Below are 22,527 nucleotides of genomic sequence, written 5' to 3' on the forward strand. Positions count from 1 at the left end.
ACTTAGCCTCCGATCAATAGCCACCCAGCCAAGGGCCGAGCATGGGAAGCGGCAGACCGAGGCCATGGACGAACACCGCCCAGGCGAACAGGACCATAACCGCTGCCATGGCGGCTCCGCTGACGAGGGTGAACCGGCGGCTGGCGGCGGAGGAGATGAACACCGCCAGCCCGATCGCCGGACCGAGGCCGAGCGGACGCACCGCCAGACCGAAGAGCACCACCGAGACGGTGATGAGAATCATCCCCTGCCAAGGTATCGCGATCCGCCGGGCGTCCTCGTCGACCTCCACGTCACCGCGAAAAGCCAGGCCGGTGAGAAGTACGATGAGGCCAAGTGCGGCCAGAATTCCGCACAGGACCAGCGGGAAGTAGCCCGGCCCCATCCGGATCGCCCGGCCGATCGGCAGATCGGCTCCGAGCCAGGCAAACCAGGCGGCCAGGAAGATGAGCAGCAACCCGGTGACGACGTCCTTCGGGCTTCGGACAAAGCGACCCATGCGGAACCTCGCGATGATGTAAGGCGACACCCGTCCGGCCTCCTGCCCCAGGGGCAGGCGGACGGACGGGGAGACGAGGGTCAGGAAATCCGGATCAGTCGGCGAAGATGCCGGCCTGCTCGATGACCGGCTTCCACTTGGCGACCTCTGAGGCGACGAAGGCCTTGTGCACCTCCGGCGTGGCGCGCTCCTGCGACACCGGCTCGGTGCCCAGATCGGCGAAGCGGGCAATCACCTTGGGATCCTGCAACGCCTGCTTCAGCGCGGCGTTCAGCTTGGCGACCACCGCCGGCGGCGTGCCCTTGGGTGCGTACATGCCGTGCCACACGGCGATCTCGAAATCCTTCACCCCGCCTTCCTGCATGGTGGGGACGTCGGGCAGCGCCTTGAGGCGGTTCTTGGTCGTCACCGCATAGGCCTTCACCTTGCCGGCCTTGATCTGGCCGGTGGTGTTGGTGGTCTGGTCGCACATCAGGTCGATCTGGCCGCCGACGAGGTCGTTCATCGCCGGCCCGGTGCCCTGGTAGGGCACGGTGGTCATCGGGGTGCCCAGCGCCGACATGAACAGCATGCCGCACAGATGTGAGGCGGAGCCGACGCCGGCATTGCCGTAGATCACCTTGTCCTTGTTTTCCTTCACATAGGCGACAAGGGCGGCGATGTCCTTCGGCTCCAGCGACGCCTTGGCGATCATCGTCATCGGCACATCAGTGACGAGGCCGACCTCCTCGAAGTCGGTCAGCACGTTGTAGGGCAGCTTGCGATACAGCGTCGCCGAGGTCGCCTGGCCGATATGGTGCAGGAGGATGGTGTAGCCGTCCGGCGTCGCCTTGGCGACCTGGCCGGCGCCGCGGGTGCCGCCGGCACCGCCGACATTTTCCACCACGATCTGCTGGCCGAGGCTGCGCGACATGGATTCGGCGATCAGCCGGGCGACGGTGTCGGTCGGACCGCCGGCCGCGAACGGCACGATCATCGAGATGGCGCGGGTCGGATAGTCCTGCGCCTTGGCACCGGCCAGCGGCACCAGTCCGAACGCGAGAGCCGCGAATCCGGCGGCGACTGTTTTCCATTTCATGCGGGCGTTCCTCCAGAAGCGATCATTGGGTCGATTGTTGTTTCCAGCGCCGGCCGGCTCGGCGGCGCCTTTTTGGTTGTGGCTAGGCGAGCATTCGACCGCCTCACCGTCAAGCTGCCTTTTCGACCTAACCTCAATATGTTTGCAATACTGATGCATCAGCACGCCAATTGCGACCAATGGGCCTTCCCTGCGCGCGCTGGCTAGGAAGTCGGCTGGCTTGGTCCCATATTCCGTGCATGATTCAGGAGCCGCCCCCGCTCGTCGTTTCGATCGACCATGCCGATCCGTGGCACGCCGCCCGGCGGCTGGCGGCGCGCTTTGACGGGCTCGCCTTTCTCGACAGCGCCATGGCGCATCCGCAGTTGGGGCGCTGGTCCTTCGTGGCGGCGGATCCGTTCGGCCGCTTTCGCGTCACCGGCGGCACCGCCTTCTGGAACGACGCCGCCGAGGACGGCACGCCCCTCGAAGCGCTGCGCCGCCGGCTGGCGCTCTACGCCCAGGGCCCCCTGCCCTGCGACGCGCCGTTCCAGGGCGGCGCCATCGGCACCTTCGCCTATGAGGCCGGCCGGCTGTTCGACCGTTTCCCGACACCGCAGCCCGAGCCCGGCGAGGGGCCGGAAATCGACCTCGGCTTCTACGACGTGGTGCTGGCCTTCGACATCGTCGGCCGGCGCGCCTTTCTGATTTCCACCGGCTGGCCGGAGACCGAGCCGCAGGCCCGGCTTGCCCGCGCCCGCGCCCGCATGGCGCAGATGAGCGCGGCACTCGCCGCGCCGCTGCCGGCGCTCGATACCGAGTTGCCGGCCGTCGAGTGGACGTCGAATTTCGATGCCGCGCGCTACGAGGCGGCGGTGGCAAGGGTGATCGCCTATATCCGCGCCGGCGACATCTTCCAGGCGAATTTCACCCAGCAGTTTCGCGCGCAGGTCGGGGCGGCCGACCCGCTCGCCGTCTATGAGCGGCTGCGCAACGCCAATCCGGCCACCTTCGCGGCGCTGATCCTCAGCGAGGGCCGCGCCGTCGCCTCCTCCTCGCCGGAACGGTTCCTGACCCTGCGGGCGGTCGCCGGCAGGCTGGAGGTGGAGACCCGGCCGATCAAGGGCACGCTGCCGCGCTCGGTGGAGCCGACGCTCGACGCTTTTCGCGGCCGCGAGCTGGTGGCCAGCGAGAAGGACCGCGCCGAGAACGTGATGATCGTCGACCTGCTGCGCAACGATCTCTCGCGGGTGTGCCGGCCCGGCACGGTGAAGGTGCCGCGGCTGTGCGGGCTGGAGACCTACGCCAATGTGCACCATCTCGTCTCGGTGGTGACCGGCACGCTGAAGCCGGGCCGCGACGGACTCGACCTGATTGCCGCCTCCTTCCCCGGGGGCTCGATCACCGGGGCGCCGAAGATCCGCGCCATGGAGATCATCCGCGAACTGGAAGGCGTGCCGCGCGGGGTCTATTGCGGCGCCATCGGCTATCTCGGCTTCGACGGCACCGCCGATCTCAACATCGCCATCCGCACCGTGACGCTGGAGGATGGCGTGGCCAGCTTCGGCGTCGGCGGCGGCATCACCCTGCTCTCCGATCCGGCGGCGGAATATCGCGAGAGCCTGACCAAGGCCGAGCGCATCTTCCGCGCCTTCCGGCAGGAAGAGCGATGACGTTGGGAGCGATTAGGTTGGGAGCGCTGACGTTGGGAGCGATGGCATGATCGTCCTGATCGACAATTACGACAGCTTCGCCTTCAACGTGGCCCGCTATCTCGTCGAGCTCGGCGCCGAGGTGGAGGTGCTGCGCAACGACGCGGTGGACGCCGAGACGCTGGCCGCACGCGCCGATCTCGCGGCGCTGGTGATCTCGCCCGGCCCCTGCGCACCCAACGAGGCCGGGGTGTCGCTGGCGGCGATCCGGCAGCTTTCCGGCAAAGTGCCGATCCTCGGCATCTGCCTCGGCCACCAATGCATCGCCCAGGCACTGGGCGGCCGGGTGGTGGGCGCGAAGCAGCCGATGCACGGGCGGCCTTCCGCCATCCGCCATCTCGGCACCGACGTGTTCGCTGGGCTGCCCTCCCCCTTCGCCGCCGGGCGCTATCATTCGCTGGCGGTGGAGCTCGATCCGGCCGGGCCGCTCACGGCCACCGCCTGGAGCGACGACGGCGAGATCATGGGGCTCACGCACCGCGCGCACCCGACCTATGGCGTGCAGTTCCACCCGGAATCGGTGCTGACCGAGCATGGCTACCGGCTGATGGAGAACTTCCTGACGCTGGCGGGCGTCAAGGTCGCGGCATGACCGCCAGCGTCAGCGTCGAGGATCGCGGCTTCACGCTCGGCGACGGGGTGTTCGACACCGCATTGGCGCTGGGCGGCACGGTGTTCGCCCGCGCGCGGCATGTCGAGCGGCTGCTTTCGGCGTGCGCCGCCATCGGCATCGCGGTGGCGCGCACGCGAATCGAAAAGGCACTCGATGCGGCGCTGACGCCGGCGCCCACCATACTGCGCACCACGGTGACGCGCGGCACCACCGCCCGCGGCCTCTGGCCGGCCAGCGTCGGCGAGCCGACCGTCGTGGTGACGGCGGCACCGTGGAGCCCGGCGCTGCTCGGGCAGAAGGCCCGCCTCGTCACCGCCAGCGGCCGGCGCAACGAATTCTCGCCGACCGCCAATCTCAAGGCGATCGGCTATCTCGATGCCATCCTCGCCGCCCGCGAGGCGGCGCAGGCCGGGGTCGACGACGCGCTGCTGCTGAACACCCGCGGACGGGTCGCCTGCACCACTATCACCAATGTCTTCGCGGTGATCGGCGGGCGGCTGGTGACGCCCGGCCTCACCGAGGGCTGCCTGCCGGGCATCGTGCGGGGGCTGGTGTGCGACATCGCTCCCGAGCTCGGCCTCGCGGTGGAAGAGCGCCCGCTGGCGCCGGCCGAGCTCGGCGGCGCCGAGGCGGTGTTCCTCAGCAACAGCGTGCGCTTGCTGCGCCCGGCGACGGCGCTGGACGGCGCCCCGCTGGCGGCCGGCTCCGCCGTCATCGAGGCGCTGATGGACGAACTGGGGCGGCGCGTCGCCGCCGAATGCGGCGTGGCGCTGACGCTGCACTGAGGTTCAGTGCACCGCCGGCAGGGCCAGCGCGGTCCAGTCCTGGCGTGGGATCGGCGCGCCGACCTTGAAGGCGAAGCCCACCACCTGGCGCAGGCTGCCATCGAGCTCACAGGAGAACGACACCTCGTACCATTTCAGGCCGCTGCGAAAGGCGCCGCCGCCGGCGATCAGGCTGTTGCCGCGCATGCGGGTGTCGGCGCGAGCATAATCGACCAGACGGTCGGGCTGGTAGCTGGGTCGCCAGGCATGGATCTGCTCCATCGCCTCGAGGTCGCAGAGCTGGGCGATGCGCTCCTCCTCCGCCAGCGTGGCAAGGGCGCGGCGCGTTGCCCGGCTGCGCGGATCGGCCAGCGCCTGCGCCGACAGCATGCGGGTGGGGCGGATCATGTCGTCGGGCTTCGCCGGCGCGGCGGCTGGCGGCAGCGTCGGCCCGGCGGGCGGCGTGCCCGGCACCGCCTCCGGCGCGGCGGCGAGCGACGGATCGGTGGGCGCCGGCGCGATGCCACGCTGGGCATCGAAATCGCGGGCGCTGATCACCTCGGTCTCCACCGCCGGCCCCTCCTGCAGATCGACGAACGGCGCGGCGCCGACCAGCAGCGCAGCCGCGAGCGCCACCAGATGCAGCGCCAGCGCACCGGCGAGCCGCGCCGCGACACCGCCGCGCCGCACCGGGGGGCGCGGGCGCAGCGCATCCAGCGCGCTCAGCTCGACGCTCGGGGCAGACGTCATGCAGGCAGCGCCATGCTGCGAATCTCCGATGGAGCGCCAGCCATTCCCGATCCGGCGGGCAGCATTATGGCGCGCGCCGTCGGCGAGGCCCGGATGGGAGTTGGCCTGGCGTCGGGCTTCGCCGACATTGGGGTCGCCCGACATGATTCTGGAGGCTCGCCGTGCATCCGTGGCGCCGCATCGTTCTGTCCGTCGCGTCGATATTGCTGCTGGCCTCGGCGACCACCGCCGCGAGCGCGCATTTACGCCCCAAGACGTCGACGGTGCCGGATCGCGCGGATACCCGCGTCTATCTGATGCGCGGCCTGTTCGGCGTGTTCTCGCAGGGCATGGACGATCTCGCCGGCAAGCTGCGAACGAGCGGATACAGCGCCGAAATCTACCCGTGGGACCAGTGGCAGCAGGTGCTCGCGCTGGCCGCGCAACGCTATAGCGTCGATCGCCCGAGCACCGTGGTGGTGATCGGTCACTCGCTGGGCGCCAACGCGGTGTTCAGCGTCGCCGACGGGCTGCAGCGACGCGGCATCCCGATCTATCTGGCGGTCACCTTCGACGCCACCCAGCCCCGCCCGGTGCCGGACAATGTGGCGAACTTCGTCAATGTCTGGGCCCGTGACGGCTTCGGCACCCCGGTGCGGGCGCTGCCGGACTATCGCGGCAATCTGCAGAACTTCGACCTGTCAGGTGCGCCGGGCGTCGACCATGAGACCATCGACCGCCTCGACCAGTTCCACCAGCTCATCCTCACCCAGCTGAACGAGCTGACCAACCAGTAGGCCGGCTTGCCCCGACAAGCGGGCTCCCCGCGCGCACTCGCCATGGCAGGCGCGGTGCTGGCGGGTGCGGCGGCGGGCTTCTGCGTCGCCCAGGCGATCTTCGACAAGGCCGACGCACCGCCTTCATGCCCAACTTTTTTAATCTCCGGCTTTTCGACGCAGCGAAATGCGGCGAGCGCCGCGACCTGTCGAATTATTATACAGACATGTTTTCGACATGATCTTCATGACAACAAGCACATCCCCACGGAGAACGTAAATACTTCTTTCTCATCTGAAACCTTTTCGATCGGTCAGCGTTGAAACGTACCTTGAAGACCGACTTTACGAGGTACCAACATGCTTCGTCTCAGCCGCCCTATACTCGCCATGGGCCTGGCCGCGAGCTTGCTCTCCACCGCCGCCGTGCTGCCGGCTATCGCCCAGACGCCCCCGCCGGCCGCCGCGCCGGCTGGACCGCCACCCGGCGGAGCGAGCCTCGACGTCAATGTGTTCTATGACCAGCTTGGCGATTACGGCTCGTGGGTCGAGCATCCCGACTACCAGTACGTGTTCATCCCCTCCAATGTCGCCCCGGGCTGGCGCCCCTATCAGGAAGGGCGCTGGGTTTGGACCGATGCCTATGGTTGGTACTGGGAATCCTACGAGCCCTTCGGCTGGGCCACCTATCATTACGGCCGCTGGGGCTATGACCCGGCCTATGGCTGGTTCTGGGTGCCGGGCGACACCTGGGCGCCGGCCTGGGTGACCTGGCGCCGGGGCGGCGGGCGCACAGGCTGGGCGCCGATCGCGCCGGAGCGCCCCGGCTATGCCGTGGGACGCGCCGCCCAATACAGCGCGCCGGTCGCCGAGAGCTGGGTGTTCGTCGAGGATCGCTACATGGGCGAGGAGGATCTCTCGCCCTATGTCGCGCCGATCCCCGCCATCGGCCTCTATCTGGAGGCGGCGCCGGACTATTACGAGCCGAGCTGGGACGACGGCTACTACGTCAATCGCGGCTTCGGAGCCGACGTCTACGGGCCGCCGATCCGCGAGCGCATCGTCTCGCGCGAGGTGGTCTATGTCGATCGCCAGGATGAATTGTTCTACGACGCCGGCCGGCTGGGCATCTTCGCCCCGTTCATCGCCTTCGGCGACCGGCTGGCGCCGCCGCCCCGCTATGAGCGTCGCATCGATCCCGACCGCCGGCCGCTGATCCGGCAATATGTCCGCGAAGGTCGTAACTACCGCGGCCAGCCCGGCCTGTACGCGCCCTCGGCGGCACTGCTGGGAGCGCTGGAGCCGGAGCAGCGGCGCGAACTGCGCCAGCGCCGCTATGGCGATCCCGACGGCTATCGCCGCGATATCGACCGGATCGAGCGCGAGCGCGCCGACCGGATCCGCGAACTGCGCCGCGAGGCGGATTCGCGCGCCGACACGCTGGAGCGCGAGCGGCGGCAGTCGGTGGAGCAGCGCCGCCAGCAGGTGGATCGCATCCGCGCCGAGCAGCGCGCGCGGGCGGAGCGGGTGAACGCACGTCCCGATGCCGCGCCCGGCGCCCGCCCCGGCATGCCCCCCGGTGCCCGGCCCGGCGTGCCACCGGGTGCCGGTCCCGCGCCGCGCCCCGGCATGCCGCCGGACCCGCGGCCGGACGCTGCGCGCGGCAACCAGCAGCAGGAAATCGAACGCCGGCGCGCCGAGCAGGACCGGCAGCGCCAGCAACAGGACCAGCAGCGCCAGCAGATGGAGCAACGTCGCCAGCAGGCCGACCAGCAGCGCCAGCAGCAGGACCGGCAACGCCAGCAGATGGAGCAGCGTCGCCAACAGGCCGACCAGCAGCGCCAGCAACAGGACCGGCAACGCCAGCAGATGGAGCAGCGCCGCCAGCAGGCCGATCAGCAGAGGCAGCAACAGGACCGGCAACGCCAGCAGATGGAGCAGCGCCGCCAGCAGGCTGACCAACAGAGGCAGCAACAGGACCAGCGCCGCCAGCAGATGGAGCAGCGGCGTCAGCAGGCTGACCAACAGAGGCAGCAGCAGGACCAGCGCCGGCAGCAGATGGAACAACGCCGCCAACAGGGCGACCAGCAGCGCCAACAGCAGCAGGACCAGCGTCGGCAGCAGATGGAGCAGCGGCGCCAGCAAGCCGATCAGCAGCGCCAGCAGCAGGAGCAGCGGCGCGGGCCGCCGCAGCAGCAGGGTGGCGGTGGAGGCGGTGACGGCAAACCGCAACGCAAGCTGCCGCAGCCCAACGAATAGGGATGGCTGGGGCCTCCAGCCCGCCCTTCCCTATGCCCCGGCGTCGAGCGCCCCTTCGGCCAGCGTTCGGTCAAAGACGGAGCGGGGCGCTCGCTCGCCGTCGTGTGCCGGGCATTCCCGAGACTTGCCGGCCCGGACGGGCCGTGCGCGTCCGGTTGCCGGCGAAGGCCAAGCAGGGCGCCATAAGAGGTGGACAGGACGCCGGTGTCGCCGACGCGTCTCGGGCCACCTCTCGATGGAACAGCAGAGCTTTCAGGACGGGGACGGCTCGCGCATGTTACGCCGCCCTGCCGCTGATGACCGCGTCGGCAGCCTCGACGAAGCCGGCGCCGCCGGGGTCACAGCGACGCCGGCGGACTGGAGGCGCTCCAGCGCGTCGTAGGTGCGCGCGGCGAGGCGGCGGCGAAAAGTGAGCGTCTCGTCCATCTCGGTGAGGACGAAACGCACGCTGCCAAAGCGCGCGGGATCGGCATCGGACAGCGGTGTCATCGCAACCTTCGACAGGGGGCGCGGGGCGGGTGCCCTGCGCCCCCCGCATCTCATTCCGCCGCCGGGCTGGCCTGCGCGTTCAGGCTCTGGCGCTTCGCCTGCAGCTTGTTGAGCGCGATGATATAGGCCTGCGCCGAGGCAACCAGCGTATCGGGATCGGAGCCGCGGCCGGTGACCGCCTTGTCGCCATCCTCCAGCCGCACCGACACCTCGGCCTGCGCGTCGGTGCCCTCGGTGACGGCGTGCACCTGATAGAGCGCCAGCTTGGCCGAGTGCGGCACGATCGCCTTGATGCAGTTGAAGGTGGCATCGACCGGGCCGTTGCCTTCCACCTCCTCGGTGGTGACCCGGCCGTCGACTTCCATCTTCATGGTGGCGCGCTGCGGGCCGTGGCTGCCGGCGATCACCGACAGCGAGACCAGCTTCATCCGGTCATGCGCCACCGCGATGCCCTGATCGACCAGCGCCTCGATGTCCTCGTCATAGACCACCTTCTTGCGGTCGGCCAAATCCTTGAAGCGGGTGAAGGCGTCGTTCAGCGCGTTCTCGCCCAGCTCGTAGCCCAGCGCCTTCAGCTTGTCGCGGAAGGCGGCGCGGCCGGAATGCTTGCCCATCACCAGCGAGGTCTTGGAAACGCCGACGCTTTCCGGCGTCATGATCTCGTAGGTGGTGTTGTTCTTCAGCATGCCGTCCTGGTGGATGCCGCTCTCATGCGCGAAGGCGTTCCGGCCGACGATCGCCTTGTTGTACTGCACCGGGAACGAGGTGACGGCCGACACCATCTTGGAGGCACGCGTCAGCATGCCGGCATCGATGCCGGTCTCGAAGGGCAATACGTCGCGGCGGGTGCGGATGGCCATGACCACCTCCTCCAGCGCCGCGTTGCCGGCACGCTCGCCGAGGCCGTTGATGGTGCACTCGATCTGCCGCGCGCCGCCGGCCAAGGCCGCCAGCGAGTTGGCCACCGCCAGGCCGAGATCGTCATGGCAATGGGCGGAGAACACGATGCGCTCGGGGTTCGCCACGCGGTCCTGGATGTAGGCGCGCACCCGCCGGAACATCGCTTCATATTCAGAAGGCGTCGCATACCCCACGGTGTCGGGCAGGTTGATGGTGGTGGCGCCGGCCTTGATCGCGGTCTCGACGCAGCGGGACAGATAGTCGATCGGGGTGCGGGTGGCGTCCATCGCCGACCATTCCACGTCGTCGACCAGGTTGCGCGCCTGCGTCACCGTGCCGGAGATGATGTCGATCACCTGCTCCTGCGTCTTGCGCATCTGGTGCTCCAGATGGATCGGCGAGGTGGAGACGAAGGTGTGGATGCGCGGGCGCTGCGCCGACTTCACCGCCTCGCCGGCGCGGGCGATATCGGCGGGAATGGCGCGGGCGAGGCCGGCGATCACCGCGCGCCGGGTGCGGCGGGCGATCTCGGCGACGGAGTCGAAATCGCCATTCGAGGCGATGGGGAAGCCGGCCTCGATGACATCGACGCCCATCTCGTCGAGCAGATCGGCAACCTCCAGCTTCTCCTCGAAGGTCATCGAGGCGCCGGGGCACTGCTCGCCGTCGCGCAGCGTGGTGTCGAAGATGACGACGCGATCGTGGGCGATATCGGACATGGCGTTCTTCCTTCTGGACGCGCGAGCCGGCGGCCCCTTGGGGTCACAGCGGCGGCTCGGAATTTCGGTGTCGAGGCGGTTCGGGCGTCATCCCCTGAGCGCCCAGGCACGCAGCCCGGCCGGCCCTCAGGGGCGGCTAAGAAGAAGCAGGCCGGACAGAATCAGAGCGTTCCCCGCAAACCGCTTGGCGGTCGGGGTCGCGGAAGTGCAGCGGGCGGACGAAGTCGTCACGGCTCGGCTCTCGCGAGGTTGCTCTTGAGCTTCGTCATAATGGAAACAGGCCGGGGCTGGCAAGCCCTCTCGGTTTCCCGCCTGCGCCCCCGCTCCTGCCCGTGCCGTCGCGTGGCTCACCGGGAGGACGACGCGCCCCTGGCGCCGTAGAGCTCGCGCAATGCCGCGATCAGCGTGTCGCGGTCATAGGGCTTGGCGAGGACGCGGGCATGGCCGCTGTCCGGCGGGATCATCGAGCGGTCGCCATAGCCGGTGGCGAACACGAAGGGCACGCCGCGCCGCCCCAGTTCCTCCGCCACCGGCGCCGAGGTGCCGGAGCCGAGATTGACGTCGAGCACCGCAATGTCCGGCGTGGCGTCCTTCAGCTTGCGCAGCGCATCGGCGGCCGAGGCGGCGGTGGTGATCCGGGTGATGCCGGCATCGTTCATCATGAACTCGACGTCCATGGCGATGATCATCTGGTCCTCGACCAGCAGCACCGTAGCGTCGGCAAGGGAAACCGGTTCCGCCGCCGCGACCGAACCGTCGGTCCACTCGTTCGCGCCGACTTCGCCGGTCGCGATGTGGCGGGCCGGCAACTTCAGCCGGGCGGTGAAGCCGCTCGCCTCGTAATGCATCTCGCTCTCGCCGCCGAGATCATAGGGAATGCTGCGCTCGATCAGGGCGGTGCCGAAGCCGCTGCGTCCGGGTCGGGCGACCGGCGGACCGCCGCTCTCGCGCCAGAGGATCTCGCAGTCGCCCGCGGCATCGGCGCTCCAGCGTACCTCGACATGGCCGCCGGGGCGCGACAGGGCGCCATATTTCGCCGCGTTGGTGGACAGCTCGTGCAGCACCAGCGCCATGACCGAGAAGGCGCGGGCGTCGAGCCAGATCATCGGCCCGCTCAAGGTGGTGCGGGTGGCGGCGCCCTCATAGGGCGAGAGTTCGGCACGGAGCAGATCGACGAGCGAGCCGCCGCCGGCACCGCGCACCACCTGGTCATGCGCCAGAGCCAGCGCCTGGATGCGCCCGCGCAGCGAGGCGACATAGTCCTGCACGGTGCGCCCGTCCTGGACAGAATGCTCCACCAGCGACTTGATCACCGCGAGAATGTTCTTCACCCGGTGGTTCAGCTCCTCATTGAGCAGGCGCTGGCGGGTATCGGCCTTTTCGCGCTCCTCCGCCATCAGCTCATTGTGGCGCAGCACGATCTCGACCAGGGCGGAGCGCGCCGCCTCGGCGATCTCGCGGTCCGCATCGGTCCACGGGCTGGCGCGACGGCGCACCGTCTCCTTCCAGATCGCGAAGCTCTTGCGCGGCGTGAGCCGGTCGCCATGCGGCCCGGTCTCGTAGTGCTTTTCCGGCCGGCCGGCCCAGGCGAGGGTCTGCACGATCTCGCGGCGGAAGAACAACAGATAGTCGCGCGGCAACTGCGACAGCGGCAAGGCCAGCACGCCGACCGCCGATTCCCAGAACGCTTCCGCCGGCGGCCAGAGCTCGACCAGCGAGTCGCTGGACCATACCCGGCCCTGCGCCTGCGAACCGATAAAGGCCGCCAGCTCCGGCACCGCCGGGGCGGGCGGGGCCGAACCATGCGCGGTCCACTCGCCGCCGAGCCACAGGCCGACGCCGTCGCAGGGCATCAGCGCGGCGAACTCCTCGATGTTGGCGCGCAGCAGCTCGCCGACATCGTCATGATGCGAGGCAAGGCGCAGGAAACGGTCGAGCGCGCCACGCGCGGCGGTGGCGACTTCCAGCGTGCGCTTCTGCTTCAGCGTGTGCAGGTGCAGAGCGAAGAAGGCGCCGAACATCTCCGCTGCCGCGCGCTCCGCCATCGGCAGGACACGCGGTGCGTAGTGATGGCAGGCGATCAGCCCCCAGAGCGCGCCCTCGACCAGCACCGAGATCGACATGGAGGCGGCCACCCCCATATTGCGCAGATATTCGAGATGGATCGGCGACACCGAGCGCAGATGCGCGTGCGACAGGTCGAGCGGCCGGCCGTGATCGTCATGCTCCGGCACCAGGCCGCAGCGCTCGCCCCCCGCATCGCCGATGACGCGGATAGTGTTGCGCTTGTAGAGCTCGCGCGCCTGCTGGGGGATATCGCTCGCCGGAAACCACTGGCCGAGAAAGCTCTCCAGTTCCTCCGCCCTGGCCTCGCCAACCACCTGCCCGGCGCCGTCCTGCGCGAAGCGATAGACCATCACCCGGTCATAGCCGAGCGCCTCGCGCACCACGCGCGGGGTCTGCGTCAGCAGATCGTCGACCGAAATTTCGCTGGCGATCCGGGCGATCATTGTGCGGGCGATGTCGAGCGCCGGCCCGCGCTCGTCGGAATGCCGCTCGAACTCGATCACGCCGGCACCGCCGGAACGGTGCACGGCAATGTCGAAACGCGCGCCGGACGCGGTCGCAACACCGAACATCAGCCGCGGCGGCATCCCTTCCCGCGTATCGGCCAGCACGGCGCCGATGCGCGCGGCGGCATCCTCGCCGACCAGTTCGTCGAGCCGACGCCCCTGCATCGCCTCGCCGGAGGCGAGGAAGGCCGGCGCATTGGACGACCAGCGCAACAGCCGGCCGTCCTCCAGCGCACTGACCACCAGACAGCCATTCGGCTGAGTACTCCCGGGAATGTGGATCGGTTCGCGATCGCAATTGGTAAGATCGACCACCTCAGGCGACGACATCGAGCGGCCTTTCGAAGGCGGCACCGGCGGCCGCGAAGGCAGCGAGCGCGGCATTCACCGTGCGCTCCATCTCGAACGGCTCGAAGGCCTCGATAATGGCGAGGAGCGCCGGCCAGCTGTCGCGATCCTCCGCCTGCGCGGCGAGATGGCGGGCACCGAACCGGCCATCAAAGCCGATGTCGGCCGCCCGCCGGTGCAGCACGCGGGCGCCGAGAGTGGAGCCTTCGAGCACATACAGCACGCCGAGCAGATCAGGCGGCGCCACCGGAAAGGCCGGCGGCACCGGCGGCGGCGCGATGCCGAGATCGGCGAGATCGGCACTCAGCAGCGGCGCCAGCGGCCGGAAGCGCCAATCGTCAAAGGCCGCCGGCCACGCCACCCGGGCGAGCCCCGCCTCGATGGCGTGGCGGAACACGTATTGTCCCTTGAGGTAGCGGACATAATCGACCGCCGCTTCGAAGCCGCCCACGCTGGCGTCGAACTCGGCATGGGCGTCTGTGGTCAGGGCGCGCAGTCTGTGCCGCCGGGATTCATGAAGCATCGGCAAACGCAATGTGAGGCGGGCGGGACGGCCCGGGGTGAGGTACCGACGAGAACGCCTCAGCCGTTCAGGGGTTCCCTGCCGCCGGCAAAACCTCCGCCCTCGCCAGCGCGCGCTCGTCATCGGTGATGAAGTCGCGGATTACCGGCACCGCATCGCGCTCATTGGCCAGCAACAGCTGATAGACCATGTTCGAGCCGTTGAGGAAGCCGAGCTCGACGGCGACGAGATAGAACTCCCACATGCGGGCGAAGCGCTCGCCCATCATCGCCACCACCTCGGGACGCTTCGCCTCGAAGTTCAGCCGCCAGTGGCGGATGGTCCAGTAATAGTGCAGGCGCAGCATCTCGCAGTCGCCCACCCACATGCTGGTGCGCTCCAGCGAGGCGAACACTTCCGACATCGCCGGCACATAGCCGCCGGGGAAGATGTATTTGCGGATGAACGGCGCAGTGGAGCCGGGCGGCGACATGCGGCCGATGGCGTGGATCATCGCATAGCCGCCGGGCACCAGCAGGCGCTTCACCGTGTTGAAGTAGTCGTCGAAATGATTGACGCCGACATGCTCCATCATGCCGACCGACACCACGCGGTCATAGGTGCCGGTCAATTCGCGGTAGTCGCGCTCGAAGAAGGTGATGCGGTCGAGCACGCCCGCCTCCGCGGCGCGCTTCTTCGATTCGGCGAGCTGCTCGGTGGCGACGTTGATCGCGGTGACGTGCGCGCCCTGCTGCGCCAGATAGATGGCGAGCGCCCCCCAGCCGGAGCCGATCTCCGCCACCCGCATGCCGGGCCGCAGTTGCAGCTTGGCGGCGATGTGCCGGAGCTTGGCCTGCTGCGCCTCTTCCAGCGACGTCTCGGGCGTCGGGAAATAGGCGCAGGAATAGATCATCTGGCTGTCGAGCCACAGCCGGTAGAACTCCGGCGGATTGTCGTAGTGGCTCTGGGCGTTCTTCGCCGCCTTGCCGAGCGCATTGGCCTGGTGCCAGCGCTTCAGCGCCCGCCAGGAGCGGCGCATCGCCTGCTGCACCGGATGGGCGGCGAGGCCGCGGCGGTTGATCGAGAACAGATAGAGGAAGTCGTAGAGGGTCGAACCGCTCTCGAAGCTGAGCCGGCCATCCATATAGGCCTCGGCCATCACCAGCTCGGGATTGAGGAACAGCTCGCGGTCGAGCTTGCCGTCATGCAGCCGCATGGTGACGCTGGGACCGTCCTTCCCCGAGCCGAAACTGTGCTGGGTGCCCTTCTCGTCGATGACGACGAGCCGGCCCTTTTCAACGAAACGCTTGAGGAGATGCGGAAGCAGGAACATGCGCGAGGCGACCCGACGGAGAAAACTGGCGGCATCGGGCATGGGCAGCCCGGGCCTGTCAAGGGAGCTCGCCTGTCAGGTCAATGTCGAGCTGCCGGTTCGCACGCCGATGCGCCGGCGCAGGGCCTAGGGCGGCAAACCGGCGAAAGGTGTTCCTGCCCGCCGCTTTCGCAGCGTAAAGAGCGTGATCGGCCTGGGTGAACAATTGGGCCGGACCGATGCCCAGCTCCGTGGCCGCAGCGATGCCGATCGAGGCGGTGACGGTGAGGGCCTGCCCCATCCACGCGACCGGCTGGCTCAGGCGGGCGATCGCCTCGGCGGCCAGGCTCTCGATGCGCTCGACATCGCCGGTGCCGAACGCCAGCACCGCGAACTCGTCGCCGCCGATCCGCGCCGTCAAGCTGTCGGCACCGAAGGCCGCCTCCAGCCGCCGCGCGGTCTGCCGCAGGCACTCGTCGCCGGCCGCGTGACCGAGGGTGTCGTTGACGTGCTTGAAGCCGTCGACATCCACCAGCACCAGCGCCGCCAACGCCTCCTGTCCCGCCCCCGCCGCGAGCGACGCGGCCAGGCGCTCTTCGAAAACCTTGCGGTTGGCGACGCCCGTCAGCGAATCGCATTCGGCCAGAGCCCGCATGCGGTTCCACAGCTCCTTCTCGAGCGTGATGTCCTGCTTGGTGCCGAAAATCCGAACCGGGCGCCCGTTCTCGCATTCGACATCGGCGGAAAGCCGGACCCAGCGCGGCGCGCCATCCAGGTTGCGCACCCTTATGTCGAGGGTGAAGCTGCCGGCCTCGCGGATCGCTTTCTCCCTGAGGCGCTCCATCTCCTGCCGCGATTCGTCGGCATAGAGCGCCAACACCGTCTCGCGGCTGACCCGGCAGCCGCGCGGCAGGCCGAATATGTCGTAGACACCATCGGTCCAGCTCAGTTCCTCGGTGGCGAGGTCGCATTCCCACACCCCGATCTTGGCCAGGGCCGAGGAACGTTCATACATCTTGCGATAACGCGCCAAAGCGGCGTCGCAATCGTGCAGGTGGCGGGCGCGCTCGGCCAGCAGCCTCTCCAGCCGCAGCAGAAGCCGCTCGGAGCCCGCTTCGGCGCATGTGCCGAGACTGCGGCGCAACTCTGCAAGCAGAACCGCACCTTCATCCACCGGTGGCGAATCTTGTTGCTTCAGCATCGTCGATCCGACGTCCGCAGGATATTCACGATTCTCTAGCGGGAATTCGCTGCGTTGACAAACGAGCCGGCCGCCGACGCTAGCTCGCCGTCTCCCGCACCGCCAGCGCCTTCTGCTGGGTCTCGGCGCGCAGCGACTTACGCACCGCCGGGCTCGCCACGATCTGGCCCCTGGCGAAGAACGCCTCGTGATTGGCCTCGATATCCTCGGTGAGATAGCGGTAGTTCACCATCAGCCCGGCGGCCTGCTGGATCCCCTTCGCCGACAGGTCGCCGAACGGGTTGATGCGTTCCAGCCGCGCACCATTGCCGAGATGGAAGCGCGCCACCGGATCGAGCGGGCGCCCCTTTGGCGAGCGGACGATCAGGAAATAATGCGCGGCGAGCGCCGCGAGCACCGGCCGCAGCGCCGTCAGCCGCGCCTCGTCCTCCGTCAGCCCCGGCGCATCGAGCGCCGCGAGCGCGGCCCGGTCATCGGCGGTGAGCACGGCGGAGGACGGCGACGCGCGCTCCGCCTCCAGCCAGGCGCGGAAGGTCGGCACCGGCGACAGGGTGACGAAGGTCTTGAGGTTCGGCAACTCGCGCGAGATTTCCTCCACCACCTGCTTGATGAGGAAATTGCCGAAGCTCACCCCACCGAGCCCGGCCTGGGTGTTGGAGATGGAATAGAACACCGCCACGCTGGCCTTGGCGGGATCGAGATGGGCACGCTTCTCGGCCAGCACCGGCGCGATCCCCGCCGGGATGTCCTTCGTCAGCGCCACCTCGACGAAGATCAGCGGCTCGTCGACCAGGGTGGGATGGAAGAAGGCGTAGCAGCGCCGGTCCGGGCTGTCGACGCGGGCGCGCAGGTCGTTCCAGTCGCGGATCTCATGCACCGCCTCATAGCGGATGATCTTTTCGAGCACGTTGGCGGGCGTCGACCAGTCGATCCGGCGCAGCACGAGAAACCCCCGATTGAACCAGGACGCGAAGAGATGGGTGAAGTCGCGGTCGACCTCGGCGAGGTCGCGGCGGCGCGCCAGGCTGGCGAGCAGATCGGCCCGCATGCCGACCAGGCGTGCCGTGGCGCCGGGCGCCAGATTCAGCCGGCGAATGAGTTCCTGCCGCCGCGGCTCGCTCGCCTGATGCAGTTCGCTCGCCGTGGCGGCGGAAGGCTTGGCGGCATAGGCGGCGACGGCCTTTTCCAGCCGCGCCGCATTGGGGCCGAAGGTACCGGCCAGCGCCTCGAAGAAGGCGATGCGCTCCCCGCTCTTGAGCGCGCCATAGGCGATCAGGATTTCGCTGGCGAGCGCCACCCCCGACGCCTCGCCGCGCCCGGAAAGCAACTGCTCGCACAGGGAGACCACGCTGGCCGCCCGCACCGCGCCGGCCGGGCGGCGCTCGCGCCCGAGGTCCAGCAGTGCGCGCCCGCGCTCGGCGATGGTGCCGAGCAGGTCACCGAAAAAACTGGTCGTATCGTTCATGGCTCCCCCACGGGGCCCTCCCGCGTCGCCCGGAGGCGACGGGGCCACCCTATCAGGATTCCATGAGACGCTCACGCCGCGGCGGGCGCAAGACGGCCTTTTGACGAGGCGCGATCACGAGCCCGTCACGAAGTCGAACAGCAGCTTCATGTTGAGCGTGATGATCAGTGTCGCCGCCAGTATCGCCAGCACGGTCTGCCAGCGCGGCGCCACCAGCGTGCCCATCTTGTGCCGATCGGCGGTGAACATGATCAGCGGCACGATGGCGAAGGGCAATTGCAGGCTGAGCACCACCTGGCTGAGGATCAGCAGCGAGCCGGCGCCCTGCTCGCCATAGGCGATGGTGACGATGGAGGCCGGCACGATGGCGATGGTGCGGGTGATCAGCCGCCGCAGCCAGGGCGCGAGGCGGAAATTGAGGAAGCCCTCCATCACCGCCTGGCCGGCAATGGTCGCCGTCACCGTCGAATTGAGGCCGCAGCACAAAAGCGCGACGGCGAACAGCGTCGGCGCAAGCGCGCTGCCGAGCAGCGGGTTCAGCAATTCATGCGCCTTGCCGAGATCGGCCACCTCCCCCGCGCCGCCGGCATGGAAGGCGGAAGCGGCGAGGATGAGGATCGAGGCGTTGATGGTGAGCGCGAACATCAGCGCAAAGGTGGAATCCCAGGTGGCGTATTTGATCGCCTCGCGCTTGCCCTCCAGCGTGCCATCGTGCCGGCGGGTCTGCACGATGGCCGAGTGCAGGTAGAGATTGTGCGGCATCACCGTGGCGCCGAGGATGCCGAGCGCGAGATACAGCATCTGCGGGTTGCGCACGATTTCGGTGGTGGGCGCGAAGCCGCGGATCACCTCGCCCCAGTTCGGATCGGCAAGCGCGATCTGCACGCCGAAGCAGACGGCGATGACCGCCAGCATGCCGATCACCATCGCCTCCACCCAGCGGAAGCCGAGATTCTGCAGCCACAGGATCAGGAACACGTCGAGCGCGGTGAGGATCACGCCGATTTCCAGCGGCAGGCCGAACAGCAGGTTGAGGCCGATGGCGGTACCAATCACCTCAGCAAGATCGGTGGCACAGATGGCCGCCTCAGCGAGGATCCACAACACGAAGGCGACCGGACGGGGAAATGCGTCGCGGCAGGCCTGGGCGAGGTCGCGACCCGAGGCGACACCGAGCCGCGAGCACAGAGCCTGCAGCAGGATGGCGATCATATTGGAAAGCAGCGCCACGGTGAGCAGGCTGTAGCCGAACTTGGAGCCGCCGGCGAGCGAGGTCGCCCAGTTGCCCGGATCCATGTAGCCGGTGGCGACCAGATAGCCCGGCCCGATGAAGGCGAGCACGCGGCGCAGACCTGCCCGCTTGGGCACCGCGATGGAGCCATGCACCTCCGACAGGGCGGGATCCCCGCGTTCGCGCCGCCACCCGCCCGAGGAAAGGCTGTCCAACATGATTTCATCCGCTCTTGCAACTCAGTCGCAAGAAAAATGCGATTCATTCGCAACCCTGTCAACCGGGCCGATGCGCGGCATCGTGCGAACACGATTTCGCCAGCGGCCTTGCAGGCTCTGGATTTTGCCGCCGGTCCGCGCACATTGTGCGCCATGCTGCGCGCCACCCGCTTCGTCCGCCTCGGCCTCCTGCTGTTCTTCGCCCTGCCGCTCGCCGCGCATGCGCTGGTGACATGGCAGACCTCCGATCTCTCGATCGGCTGGCGCTCCGCCGACTGGTCGAGCACCGGCACCCTGCCCGCCGCCCCGCAAATGCCGGAAGCGATGGTGCGCATCTATTGCGCCCCGGTCGGCGGCTGGCGCAGCATTTTCGCGGTGCATTGCTGGGTGGTGTACAAGGAGGCCGGCGCGGCCGCCTATCAGCGCTACGATGTGATGGGCTATTCCGGCGTGCCCATTCGCCATAATCGCTTTCCGCCGGACGGCAAATGGTACGGCAACACGCCCGAACTGGTGGCCGAGACCACCGGCACGGCAGCGGCGGCGCTGATCCCGAAGGTGAAGGCGGCGATCGCCGACTATCCATTTGCCGGCATGGGCGATTATGTGATCTGGCCGGGGCCGAACTCCAACACCTTCATCGCCCATGTGGTGCGGCAGGTGCCGGAATTGCAGGCCGTCCTGCCCTCCACCGCCATCGGCAAGGACTTTCCGGTCGATGGCCAGTGGCTCGATTGGGCGCCCTCGCGCACCGGCGTGACCGCGAGCCTCGGCGGCTATGCCGGGCTGACGCTGGCCTGGGTGGAAGGCGTGGAGATCAACGTGCTGGGCGCGGTGGCCGGGCTAGACCTGCGCCAGCCGGGCATCAAGCTGCCGGGATTCGGGCGGATCGGGCTGTAGCACGGGATGTCATCGACCGGGCGCAGGCCGCCGGTCGGGAAGAAGCGGACGCCGGCAGCACCGGCGCCCGCGAAGGCTCACGCGACCTTCTTCACCGTCTTGGCGACCTCGGCGACCTCGCCGTCATATTTGGCGGCGAGCGCGGCGAAAGCGTCAGCTTCCGCCGACAGCGAGCGCTTCAGATCTTCCGCCCAGGTGGTGTGGCGCAGGGTGAAGGTCGACGTCGCCGAGGAGCCGTACTTCGTGGACAGGCGGACATTCACCTTGAAGGGAATCGGCTCGGAAGCGAGATAGCGGGTGGTCGGGTGCTCCTTCACGAAGGCGGCGAAAGCCTGGCCGACCTCCTCATACTTGTCGGCGTTGATGAGGTCGGTCACCTGCTTCAGGAAGGCGGGCAGCGCGGAATGGGGGGCGGACATGGGTGTTTCCCTTTGCGAACGTCTTTGCATCCTCGTGGAATGCTGGTCTGCGGCATCTGGTATACAACACACCGGCCGAGTTCCAAAGCGCCAGATTTTCCGATTGCCGCGGCGTCGCATCCCGCGAATGAAAAACGCCGAGGCTTCCCCGCTCTCCGCCCGGACGGTCCCGCATGTCCTCCGCCTCCGACATTGACGAGCACAACTGGTCCGCCTGGTCGCCGCAGCAGCTGGCGCAGCGGCTCGCCGGGGTGGGGGCGCCATGGTGCATCGCCGGGGGATGGGCGCTCGATCTGTGGCACGGCCTGGAGACCCGCGCGCACGAGGATATCGAGTTCACCGTGCTGGCGGAGGATCTGCCGCTGTTCCGGCAGGCGCTGGGGGCGATGGAGTTCTACACCGCGCATGACGGCGCGCTGGCGCCGCTGCCGCGCCATGCCGTACCGCCGGCCCACATCGCTCAGATCTGGTGCCGCGATGCCGAGGCACGCTGCTGGCGGGCGGACATGATGATCGAGCGCGGAACCCCATCGACCTGGATCTACAAGCGTGATCCGGCCATCACCTGCCCGCGCGCCGAGGCTGTCGGCCGGACGCCGGACGGTCTCGCCTATCTGCGGCCGGCGATCGTGCTGCTGTTCAAGGCCAAGCACCGACGCCCGAAGGACGAGGGCGACTTCGCCCGCGCCCTGCCCCGGATGGACAGGCGCGAACGCCAACGCCTGAAGCACTGGCTCGCCGTCGCGCATCCCGGCCACGACTGGGCCGCCGCGCTGTAGCCGCAAAAGCAAAGGGGCGCGTCGCCGCGCCCCTCGCCGAACGTTCGGATGCGTCGGCGGTCAGCCGAGATGGAACTTCGACAGGTCGCGGTGCTCGGCCGAGATCCAGCGCACCGTGCCGGAAGCGGAGCGCATGACCACGGTCTGGGTCTCCACCACCTCGCCGCGATACTTCACGCCCTTGAGCAGGTTGCCGGTGGTCACGCCGGTGGCCGCGAACAGGCAGTCGCCCTGCACCATGTCGTGGATGGTGTAGATCTTCTTCGGGTCGCTGACGCCCATCTTATTGGCGCGCTCGCGCTTCTCCTCGGTGTCGAGGATCAGGCGGGTGAACATCTGGCCGCCGATGCAGCGCAGTGCCGCCGCCGCCAGCACGCCTTCCGGCGCGCCGCCGGTGCCGAGATAGATGTCGACGCCGGTCTCGTCCGGGTTGGTGGTGTCGATCACGCCGGCCACGTCGCCATCGAGGATCAGCTGCACCGAGGCGCCGGTCTTGCGCACCGCCTCGATGATCGCCGCATGACGCGGGCGATCGAGGATCAGCGCGGTGATCTCATGCGGCTTCACGCCCTTCGCCTTGGCCAGCGAGTGGATGTTGTCGGCCGGGCTGGCGTCGATGTCGATCGTGCCCTGGGCATAGCCCGGACCGATGGCGATCTTGTCCATGTAGACGTCGGGCGCATACAGCATGGTGCCGCCCTCGGCCATCGCCATCACCGCGATGGAGCCGGGCATGTTCTTGGCGCAAAGCGTGGTGCCCTCGAGCGGATCGACGGCGATGTCCACCGCCGGGCCCTTGCCGGTTCCCAGCTCCTCGCCGATGAACAGCATCGGCGCTTCGTCGCGCTCGCCCTCGCCGATGACGATGCGGCCGGCGATCGGCAGGCGGTTAAGCTCGCGCCGCATGGCATCGACCGCCGCCTTGTCGGCGGCCTTCTCGTCGCCGCGCCCGCGCAGCGCCGCCGAGGCAACCGCTGCGCGCTCGGTGACGCGCACCAGCTCCAGCGTCAGGATGCGCTCAAGCGCCTGATCCGGTTTGACCGTGATTTCCGCCATCGTCCC

At 68.6% G+C, this 22,527-nt stretch carries 21 protein-coding genes; 8 read left to right on the forward strand and 13 right to left on the reverse strand.

What is annotated here, in order from left to right:
• Positions 1-13 precede the first annotated feature (13 nt).
• The gene (locus KHC24_RS10555) at positions 14-457 is read right to left on the reverse strand and encodes a tripartite tricarboxylate transporter TctB family protein (RefSeq protein WP_246546591.1); all 444 of its coding nucleotides are present in this window, start codon (positions 455-457) and stop codon (positions 14-16) included.
• Between the two features lie 136 nt (positions 458-593).
• Entirely contained in the window at positions 594-1,577 is a 984-nt protein-coding gene (locus KHC24_RS10560; protein WP_213363213.1) for a tripartite tricarboxylate transporter substrate binding protein BugD, read from the reverse strand.
• A gap of 239 nt (positions 1,578-1,816) precedes the next feature.
• On the opposite strand from KHC24_RS10560, the gene pabB reads away from it, so the two are divergent.
• Genes pabB through KHC24_RS10575 form a run of 3 tightly spaced genes read left to right on the forward strand, consistent with a single transcriptional unit; the run spans position 1,817 to position 4,666 of the window.
• Positions 1,817-3,229, forward strand: a complete 1,413-nt coding sequence (pabB, locus tag KHC24_RS10565; protein ID WP_213363214.1) for an aminodeoxychorismate synthase component I — start codon at positions 1,817-1,819, stop codon at positions 3,227-3,229.
• A 46-nt stretch (positions 3,230-3,275) separates the two neighbouring features.
• Positions 3,276-3,860 (forward strand): anthranilate synthase component II, encoded by a 585-nt coding sequence (locus KHC24_RS10570; RefSeq protein WP_213363215.1) that lies wholly within the window; start codon positions 3,276-3,278, stop codon positions 3,858-3,860.
• The gene (locus tag KHC24_RS10575; RefSeq protein WP_213363216.1) at positions 3,857-4,666 is read left to right on the forward strand and encodes an aminotransferase class IV; all 810 of its coding nucleotides are present in this window, start codon (positions 3,857-3,859) and stop codon (positions 4,664-4,666) included. Before KHC24_RS10570 ends, KHC24_RS10575 begins: the two co-directional genes overlap by 4 nt.
• 3 nt (positions 4,667-4,669) lie before the next feature.
• Here KHC24_RS10575 and KHC24_RS25045 read toward each other — a convergent pair whose 3' ends face one another.
• A complete protein-coding gene (locus KHC24_RS25045; RefSeq protein ID WP_246546592.1) occupies positions 4,670-5,395 on the reverse strand; it encodes a DUF930 domain-containing protein in 726 nt (241 codons plus the stop codon).
• Between the two features lie 161 nt (positions 5,396-5,556).
• Between KHC24_RS25045 and KHC24_RS10585 the strand changes: the two genes are divergently transcribed.
• The 3 genes from KHC24_RS10585 to KHC24_RS10595 are packed head-to-tail and all read left to right on the forward strand — an operon-like array spanning position 5,557 to position 8,409.
• A complete protein-coding gene (locus KHC24_RS10585) occupies positions 5,557-6,171 on the forward strand; it encodes an alpha/beta hydrolase family protein (protein ID WP_213363217.1) in 615 nt (204 codons plus the stop codon).
• Between the two features lie 42 nt (positions 6,172-6,213).
• On the forward strand, positions 6,214-6,474 hold the full coding sequence (locus KHC24_RS10590; RefSeq protein WP_213363218.1) for a hypothetical protein: 261 nt from the start codon (positions 6,214-6,216) through the stop codon (positions 6,472-6,474).
• A 36-nt stretch (positions 6,475-6,510) separates the two neighbouring features.
• A complete protein-coding gene (locus tag KHC24_RS10595; RefSeq protein WP_213363219.1) occupies positions 6,511-8,409 on the forward strand; it encodes a DUF6600 domain-containing protein in 1,899 nt (632 codons plus the stop codon).
• Between the two features lie 252 nt (positions 8,410-8,661).
• Here KHC24_RS10595 and KHC24_RS10600 read toward each other — a convergent pair whose 3' ends face one another.
• The 8 genes from KHC24_RS10600 to KHC24_RS10635 all read right to left on the reverse strand — a co-directional run bounded on the left by KHC24_RS10600 (position 8,662) and on the right by KHC24_RS10635 (position 19,367).
• The gene (locus KHC24_RS10600) at positions 8,662-8,898 is read right to left on the reverse strand and encodes a hypothetical protein (protein ID WP_246546593.1); all 237 of its coding nucleotides are present in this window, start codon (positions 8,896-8,898) and stop codon (positions 8,662-8,664) included.
• 50 nt (positions 8,899-8,948) lie between these two features.
• Positions 8,949-10,517, reverse strand: a complete 1,569-nt coding sequence (locus KHC24_RS10605; RefSeq protein WP_213363220.1) for a 2-isopropylmalate synthase — start codon at positions 10,515-10,517, stop codon at positions 8,949-8,951.
• A 347-nt stretch (positions 10,518-10,864) separates the two neighbouring features.
• The gene (locus KHC24_RS10610) at positions 10,865-13,420 is read right to left on the reverse strand and encodes an HWE histidine kinase domain-containing protein (RefSeq protein ID WP_213363221.1); all 2,556 of its coding nucleotides are present in this window, start codon (positions 13,418-13,420) and stop codon (positions 10,865-10,867) included.
• The gene (locus tag KHC24_RS10615) at positions 13,407-13,961 is read right to left on the reverse strand and encodes a biliverdin-producing heme oxygenase (RefSeq protein ID WP_213363222.1); all 555 of its coding nucleotides are present in this window, start codon (positions 13,959-13,961) and stop codon (positions 13,407-13,409) included. The genes KHC24_RS10610 and KHC24_RS10615 overlap by 14 nt, the downstream gene beginning before the upstream one ends.
• A gap of 67 nt (positions 13,962-14,028) precedes the next feature.
• Positions 14,029-15,273 (reverse strand): SAM-dependent methyltransferase, encoded by a 1,245-nt coding sequence (locus KHC24_RS10620; RefSeq protein ID WP_213363305.1) that lies wholly within the window; start codon positions 15,271-15,273, stop codon positions 14,029-14,031.
• Positions 15,274-15,331: 58 nt separating this feature from the next.
• Positions 15,332-16,453 carry a sensor domain-containing diguanylate cyclase gene (locus KHC24_RS10625; protein ID WP_213363223.1) on the reverse strand — a complete coding sequence of 374 codons (1,122 nt, stop codon included), beginning with the start codon at positions 16,451-16,453 and terminating at the stop codon, positions 15,332-15,334.
• 79 nt (positions 16,454-16,532) lie between these two features.
• Positions 16,533-17,918 (reverse strand): malonyl-CoA decarboxylase, encoded by a 1,386-nt coding sequence (locus tag KHC24_RS10630; protein ID WP_213363224.1) that lies wholly within the window; start codon positions 17,916-17,918, stop codon positions 16,533-16,535.
• Positions 17,919-18,032: 114 nt separating this feature from the next.
• The gene (locus KHC24_RS10635; RefSeq protein WP_213363225.1) at positions 18,033-19,367 is read right to left on the reverse strand and encodes an Nramp family divalent metal transporter; all 1,335 of its coding nucleotides are present in this window, start codon (positions 19,365-19,367) and stop codon (positions 18,033-18,035) included.
• Between the two features lie 108 nt (positions 19,368-19,475).
• On the opposite strand from KHC24_RS10635, the gene KHC24_RS10640 reads away from it, so the two are divergent.
• A complete protein-coding gene (locus KHC24_RS10640; RefSeq protein WP_309299313.1) occupies positions 19,476-20,267 on the forward strand; it encodes a DUF3750 domain-containing protein in 792 nt (263 codons plus the stop codon).
• A gap of 77 nt (positions 20,268-20,344) precedes the next feature.
• Here KHC24_RS10640 and KHC24_RS10645 read toward each other — a convergent pair whose 3' ends face one another.
• Positions 20,345-20,686 carry a hypothetical protein gene (locus KHC24_RS10645; RefSeq protein ID WP_213363226.1) on the reverse strand — a complete coding sequence of 114 codons (342 nt, stop codon included), beginning with the start codon at positions 20,684-20,686 and terminating at the stop codon, positions 20,345-20,347.
• A 173-nt stretch (positions 20,687-20,859) separates the two neighbouring features.
• Between KHC24_RS10645 and KHC24_RS10650 the strand changes: the two genes are divergently transcribed.
• The gene (locus tag KHC24_RS10650; RefSeq protein ID WP_213363227.1) at positions 20,860-21,465 is read left to right on the forward strand and encodes a nucleotidyltransferase domain-containing protein; all 606 of its coding nucleotides are present in this window, start codon (positions 20,860-20,862) and stop codon (positions 21,463-21,465) included.
• A gap of 60 nt (positions 21,466-21,525) precedes the next feature.
• Here the strand turns inward: KHC24_RS10650 and glpX are convergent, their stop codons facing one another.
• On the reverse strand, positions 21,526-22,521 hold the full coding sequence (glpX, locus tag KHC24_RS10655) for a class II fructose-bisphosphatase (protein WP_213363228.1): 996 nt from the start codon (positions 22,519-22,521) through the stop codon (positions 21,526-21,528).
• Positions 22,522-22,527 lie beyond the last annotated feature (6 nt).

Source organism: Ancylobacter defluvii (assembly GCF_018390605.1).
GTDB classification, from domain to species: Bacteria; Pseudomonadota; Alphaproteobacteria; order Rhizobiales; family Xanthobacteraceae; genus Ancylobacter; species Ancylobacter defluvii.